This window comes from Mesorhizobium sp. M7A.F.Ca.MR.362.00.0.0, from assembly GCF_004023175.1.
In the GTDB taxonomy this organism is placed as follows: Bacteria; Pseudomonadota; Alphaproteobacteria; order Rhizobiales; family Rhizobiaceae; genus Mesorhizobium.
This window is the reverse complement of record NZ_RZTF01000162.1, coordinates 1,527-8,190: the sequence shown is the minus strand read 5'-3', so window position 1 is coordinate 8,190 and position 6,664 is coordinate 1,527. Positions and strand designations below refer to the sequence as shown.

The following is a 6,664-nucleotide window of genomic DNA, read 5'->3' as shown; positions in this document are numbered from 1 at the left end:
GAGAAGTATCGGTCAGTTTCACAAGCAGGCTCTGGCATACGGTCATTGTTTAATTCCAGAAAATTGACAGTTGTCGGCGTGATCGGCTTTCGCCCAGCACTAGTCCTGTGATATTCGAAGCCCGAGACGCGGGATTTAAGACCCTGCATCACGCAATCGGCGGGCATCCCGTTCGAGTGACGCAGTAGCTACCAATCGCTAGCACGGCAGATACTCTCCACCGTTGACGTCGATAATTGCGCCGTTAATGAACCCTGCCTGATCGGACGCAAGGAACGCGACCAAAGCGGCGATATCCTCGGGCCGCCCCATTCGCCCGGACGGAATCCGACCAAGTGCGGCTTGACCGGCCGGACTGTCCGGTGGAGCCATCATCTCCGTCAGCACATTCCCCGGCGCCACCGTATTGGTCGTAACTCCGCGAGAGGAATATTCGCTGACCAGGGACTTCGACATCCCTGCCAAGGCTGCCTTGGACGCCACATAACTTGCACCGGCCATTTGCGGCATTGCCCGGCCGGCTATCGATCCGATCAAGACGATGCGCCCGAACCCTTTGGCGGCCATGGCGGGTGCCACCAACTGGCAGCACAACATGGCGCCGGTCAAGTTGATGGCCAAAACGTCATTCCACTCACCAAGAGGAATGGCGTCGAATGCGAGGCGCTGACCGTTATGTTTTGGAGATAACCCAGCATTGCAAACCAGAACTTCGGGCGAGCTCCATCTCTTTTCGACTTGTTCAAAAAACGCCTTTAGCGCATCGGGTTCTCGCAAATCGACCGTTTCCGCAAGAACGTTCTCCGCGCCAAATTCGCGTGAGAGGTCCTCGCGCGCCTTTTCGACGCGCGCAGACTGGGTACTGAAGACCGCGACCCTGTGATGGGTGGCAAGAAGATGTTCCGCACAAGCGAGGCCAATACCAGCCGTTCCACCGGTAACGACCGCGACTCGGGCAGGCGATCCCGTATTCATGCCGCTTCCTCCAGTTTCTCGAACAACGAGATCGGCGGAAATGCACCGGGATCTGTGATCATGTCGATCAAAAGCGGTCCCCGCCCTGCCAGTCCTCGATCGAGTGCTACGCCGAGCTCTTCGATCCGCGCAACGCGCATAGCCGGGCAGCCGCAAGCTTCCGCAACCTTCGTGTGGTCCACTGCGCTGAAGTGGCAGGCCGTCGTATAACCCTTGAACTTCACCGTCTCGGCGTGCTTCTGGAATCCGAGGATGCCGTTGTTGAGGACGATCACGGTCAGGGCGATATTCGAGCGAACGAGTGTCTCCAGTTCGGCCCAGCTATGCGCAAATCCTCCGTCGCCAACGATGGCAAGCACTGGATGATCTGGACTGGCAATTTTCGCCCCGATTGCAAGAGGCAGCCCCCATCCAAGCCCCGCCAGGCCGCGTGGCGTGATGAAGCGCATTCCCGCCTGAAGGCTCCGGAGCTGCCCGGTTACCCAAAAGGACGAATAACTGGCATCGGTGACTATGGTCGTTTCTGGGGTTAGCCGCGCCTGGAGTTCGCGCATGAGAAACTCAGGTCGGATTGGGCCGTCCATTCGATGCGTAACGGCGTAGCGGTCTTCTTCGAACGCCTGCCAAGCCGCTGCAATCCTCGCTTCGACGCTTGCTCTCGCCTGCTGGCGAAGGCTCAGAGAGTGCCTCTGCAAGGCTTCGCGCAAAGCCCGTAGTGTCTCAGCAGCGGTACCCACAAGCCTCAAAGATTCGTAGTTCCGCCCGATCTCGCCCGGATCGATGTCGATATGTACGATCTTGGCCCCGGGTGGAATCAGACGCCAGTTATCCGTGCCGTTCTGGTTGGTACGTGTTCCGACAAGTAAGACGAGATCGGCCTCGTCCAGAAGAACGCGGCTGTGGCGACCGAGAGACCGAGGACCAACCAGCGACCCCAAAACACCGGCCGACAATAGGTGATGTTCGTCTACTGCTCCCTTCCCCATGTTTGTGGTGAAGACCGGAAGGGATGCCATTTCCTGAAGCTGGGCTAGCTCCGTCGCTCCGCCCCCGGCGTGAACACCACCGCCCGCCAGAACGACAGGCCTGCGGGCCTCGGCGATGGCTCGGGCAGCCTCCTCGATGGTTGAGGAATCCGGTTGCATGCGGTCCAGCGGCCAGTGACCGAGACTGGAATGACGCTCAAATGCCTGAGCAGGAGCGTTTTCGCGCAATAGATCGGCCGGAAGCAGCAACACTGCCGGACCGGGGCGACCGGAAGCAGCGGCTGTGAAGGCCGCGTCAATGTAGTCATCGATGCGCTCGCCGACGACCACACGGCGTATCCATTTGGTGCAAGCCTGGAACAATGCCACGTGATCGAGTTCCTGGAAGGCGTTACGGTCAGCCTGGTCGCGTTCGACTTCCTGAACGAGAGCCACAATCGGAACGCTGGCCTTGAGGGCTTCAGCCAACGGCGGAACCAGCAAGGTTGCAGCGGGACCATTTTGAGCTGCAACAACTGCAACTTTTCCTGAACGACGTGCATAACCGTCGGCCATGGCGCCGCCCATATTTTCCTGTCGGTAGGAGACTTGGCGAATGCCAATCCTTTCCGCCGCGAGGATCACAGCGGAGGGAAGGCTCTGCGCGAAGATGGTGTCCACGCCGTGACGCTGGAGTGCATGGGCGACGCGCTCGGCTACCGTCTTGATTATTGGGGTGGTTGCCGCCGATTTTGTGGAAATGTTCATGAATGGGTCTCCTGTTCGAGGACGGGTGCTGCCGCCAAGAACCGATCAAAGGTGTTCGCGATCTTGTCGATGTCGGCGTCAGTCATGACCGTGGAGAGACAGGCCGCTGCGCCGTCCGGCAGGATCACACCCTCATTGCGGAAGAAACGTGTCATTGCTTTCATCAATGCCGCTTCATCAGACGATGGATAGGCGTCCCGATAATCGCGCGGCAGGGTCTGTTTTGGATGAATGCGAAAGAGCGACGCAGTGCCGCTGATGACATAATAAGCTTGTCGTCGTTCAATAGCGGTGGTAAGGGCCGCTCGAAGACGATCGCCCATGACGTCCAGGCGAGCGAATGCAGCCTCGGTCATCGCTGCCATACTGACTCGACCGGCGACCATGGAGACCGGGTTCGCCGAGAAGGTGCCGCCCTGCGCTAGTTTGGCCCGTCCTGTCGATCCATCAAAGACGCTCATGACGTCTCGTGCTCCACCGATTGCACCGATCGGAAATCCACCGCCAATAATCTTACCGGTGGCAATGAGATCAGGCACGATGCCGTACCGCGACGAGGCGCCACGATAGCTTTGGCGGAGATTGAGCACTTCATCGCAGATGACAAGGATACCATAATCTCGTGCGGTCTCTACGACAGCGGCGACAAAGTCGGGATCAGGTGGAATAAGGCCGCCGCGGCTCGGCATGGGGTCGAGCAGGATGCAGGCCAAACGGTCAGCGGCAGCCGCGATCCGGCGGCGAGCCCCCTCTGCATCGTTGAAGCGAAGGATGACGACTTCATCGGCGACCGATCCTGGGGTGCCAGCATAGGCCGGTACGGCGACCGGCGCGTCCGGCGATCCCCAGGTTGAAGGCGTACCCCCTTGCCCAGCCTCAGCCCAATCATAGGCTCCGTGATAGGCGCCTTCAATCTTGGCAATGCAGGGGCGTCCGGTAAATGCGCGGGCCGCCTTGATGGCGAACATTACGGCCTCGGTGCCGGTATTGACGAAGCGGATCTGTTCAACTGACGGAATACGATCAATTAGCAGTTCGGCAAGATCGATCTCATGCACAGTCGGATTGGAAAAGCAGGTGCCATCCCGAAGAAGACGCGCAACGGCATCCATCACCGGTGCATACCCATGCCCATGAATCAGAGTCGTGAAATTGTTGTTGAGATCGAGAAACCGCTGTCCGTCCACATCGACCAGATAGGCGCCCTCGCCCCTTTGGACGTACCGCGGCGTTGGATCGCGCTCGATTGTGGCGCGGGTGGTGCCGTCCGGAAAAACTCCATGACCACGCGCGAATAGTCGTTCCGATTGCGCATTAGGCAATGCAGCTCTCTGTGGCTCGTCATTTTTATGCAACATACAAGGCGTCTCCTTAGGAAAGGTAAAGCGCGGCGTTCGCAACGGTGCTATTTGTTGCAACAAAATAGTGAATCCCTTTCGGAACGCAAGGACTTTCTTGCGATCTCGCATCATAAAATCGCTGCGCGTTAGGTCCTCGCGCTTAATTAGCGACTGGGTAGTAATGCGGACGGCTCATCTAAGAGCGCCTGTCCGCGGTAGGTCGAGGGCCCCAGCATCGTCATTAGGGGCGGTGACGCAAGCGATAACCGTGGGCGCAGCCAAATCTGCGGCAAATAAAACTGCGCGCAAGCGCGAACTTGGTTGACATAGTGACGCTTGATGCAACAAAATAAGCGTTTATAGGCTTCCCGGAGGGCTTGATTTCCCACCGCGTTCACCAAGATCGAAGAGGAAAAAATGCACGACCGCCCCAATCTGAGCCCGCCCTGGCGAATAGGTATCGATATTGGAGGGACGTTTACCGACCTTGTACTCATCGATGCAGAGGGGCTTCTCCGGCAGCACAAAGCATCCACCACCACAAACGATCCCTCCGAAGGTGTGATCGACGTGCTGCGGCTAGCTGCAGATGCCGCTGGTCTATCAACTGCATCGTTGCTCGGTGGTTGCTCCCATTTTGTGCACGGCTCAACAATAGCAACCAACACGCTGCTGGAAGCAAAGGGAGCGAAAGTCGGCCTCCTAGTCACGGAAGGTTTCCGCGACGCTCTCGAAATTCGTCGGGGTATGCGTGAGGATCCTTGGGAGCATCGCACGCCTTTTCCTCTAGTCCTCGTTCCTCGGAGTCTGCGGCTGCCCATCCGCGAAAGGACTGATAAGGCCGGGCAAAGTCTCGTTCCTCTGGACGACGAAAGCGTCAGGCGCGCGGTCGGTGAGATGCAGAGCCGCGGTGTAGAGGCGGTCGCTATTGCCTTTCTGAATAGTTTCATCAACAGCCAGCACGAGCATGAATGCAAGGAGCTGGTACGCAGCCTGTGGCCAGATGCATGGGTGTACGCCTCCTCCGACATGGTGCGAATGGTCGGGGAGTATGAACGAACCTCGACGGTTGTCCTCAACGCTTATGTTGCGCCGCGCGTTGTGCCGTATCTCCGCCGTCTCGAATTGCGGCTCAAAGAGTACGGGCTTAAGCGTCCGCTTCTGTTGATGCAAAGCAACGGCGGAGTCGTCTCCGTCCAGCAGGTCGAGCAACGCCCTGCGTCTCTTCTGCTGTCCGGTCCCTCCGCCGGCGCGAGCGCCTTAATGGTCTGTGCCAAAGCCCTCGGATCCCAAGACCTCATTTCGATCGAAATCGGGGGGACCAGTTGCGACGTGATCCTGACGGATGACACTGGGATTGCGATGACCAACAGCACTGACGTCAATGGCTATCACCTCGCACTGCCCGCGGTCGATATCCACACGGTTAGCGCAGGCGGCGGAACAATCGCGCGCCGTGATCAGGGAGGTATGCTTCGCGCTGGTCCAGATGGTGCAGGTGCGTTTCCGGGACCAGCTTGTTATTCGCGAGGGGGTGTTGACCCCACGGTGACCGACGCCCAGCTTGTATTGGGCCGTCTTCAAAGTGGTCGCTATGGCGGCGGTCTGATCTCCCTCGAAAAGAAACTTGCAGAGGAAGCGATCAACAACCGCATCGCCGCCCCATCGGGTCTAACGATCGTTCACGCCGCAGCCGGAATTATCCGCCTAATGGAACAAGAAGTCATTCATGCCGTGGAGAAAGTGAGCGTCGAACGAGGTTTTGACCCATCCCGCTTTACTCTCGTGGCAGTCGGAGGTGCCGGAGCTATGCATGGCGCTTCTGTCGCCCGCGCCCTGGGTTGCCGTACGGTTTTTGTGCCTCGAGTTGCTGGCGTTTTTTGTGCTTTCGGTATGTGCACGGCAGATGCAAGGCAAGATGTCGTCAGCTCATGGTTGAAGCCTCTGGCGACGACCTCTGCGAGCGATATCGACGAGTTCCTCCACACGCTCGCATCTGAATGCCGGAAGAGATTCATAGACGAAGGCTTCGAAGCGCAAGACATCAACATCGAAAGCGCACTTGAACTTCAGTACAAAGGCCAACAATCGTCCGTCATCGTGCCGATTGAGAAAACGGATACCAGTGCCATTCGAAGGGCTTTTCTAGAGCAGTTCCGCCGACTCTATGCGCATGATCAAGGGGAAGACGACATCGTTATCACTGGCGGCCGCGCCGTGGGCTCGGTTCACTTGGGATTCACTGAACAAAAAAGCTGTGAGCGGACACGAAGAAAAATTGAGCCGACCGATTTGCGGCCCGTTTATTGGGAGGAAAGCGACAATTTCAAGGAGACACCCGTCTTCGAGGGCGATGCACTCAAGTACGGAGACACGATTGATGGGCCTGCGCTCGTAGAAAGCTCGACAACAACGGTGATTGTGCCGGAAGAGTGTCACCTGGACGTCGACTCAGGATCCAATTTCCTTATCCACGTAAACCGTATGCCGGGAGCGAGCTGATGACCTTCGATGCCGTACAATTGGCCCTGATACAAAAACAGCTTGACCATGTTTCCCGACAGATGGGATGGGTCATGGTGAAAACCGCACGCAGCCCCATATTTAGCCAGTCGC

At 57.9% G+C, this 6,664-nt stretch carries 4 protein-coding genes; 1 reads left to right on the top strand and 3 read right to left on the bottom strand.

The window, feature by feature from the left end:
- Positions 1-198 precede the first annotated feature (198 nt).
- Genes EOC06_RS19700 through EOC06_RS19690 form a run of 3 tightly spaced genes read right to left on the bottom strand, consistent with a single transcriptional unit; the run spans position 199 to position 4,066 of the window.
- The gene (locus EOC06_RS19700; RefSeq protein ID WP_128308566.1) at positions 199-975 is read right to left on the bottom strand and encodes an SDR family oxidoreductase; all 777 of its coding nucleotides are present in this window, start codon (positions 973-975) and stop codon (positions 199-201) included.
- Positions 972-2,708, bottom strand: coding sequence for an acetolactate synthase catalytic subunit (locus EOC06_RS19695; RefSeq protein ID WP_128308565.1), 1,737 nt, complete (start codon positions 2,706-2,708; stop codon positions 972-974). Before EOC06_RS19695 ends, EOC06_RS19700 begins: the two co-directional genes overlap by 4 nt.
- The gene (locus EOC06_RS19690) at positions 2,705-4,066 is read right to left on the bottom strand and encodes an aspartate aminotransferase family protein (protein ID WP_128308564.1); all 1,362 of its coding nucleotides are present in this window, start codon (positions 4,064-4,066) and stop codon (positions 2,705-2,707) included. Before EOC06_RS19690 ends, EOC06_RS19695 begins: the two co-directional genes overlap by 4 nt.
- Positions 4,067-4,465: 399 nt before the next feature.
- Between EOC06_RS19690 and EOC06_RS19685 the strand changes: the two genes are divergently transcribed.
- The gene (locus EOC06_RS19685) at positions 4,466-6,550 is read left to right on the top strand and encodes a hydantoinase/oxoprolinase family protein (protein WP_128308563.1); all 2,085 of its coding nucleotides are present in this window, start codon (positions 4,466-4,468) and stop codon (positions 6,548-6,550) included.
- Positions 6,551-6,664: the final 114 nt, after the last annotated feature.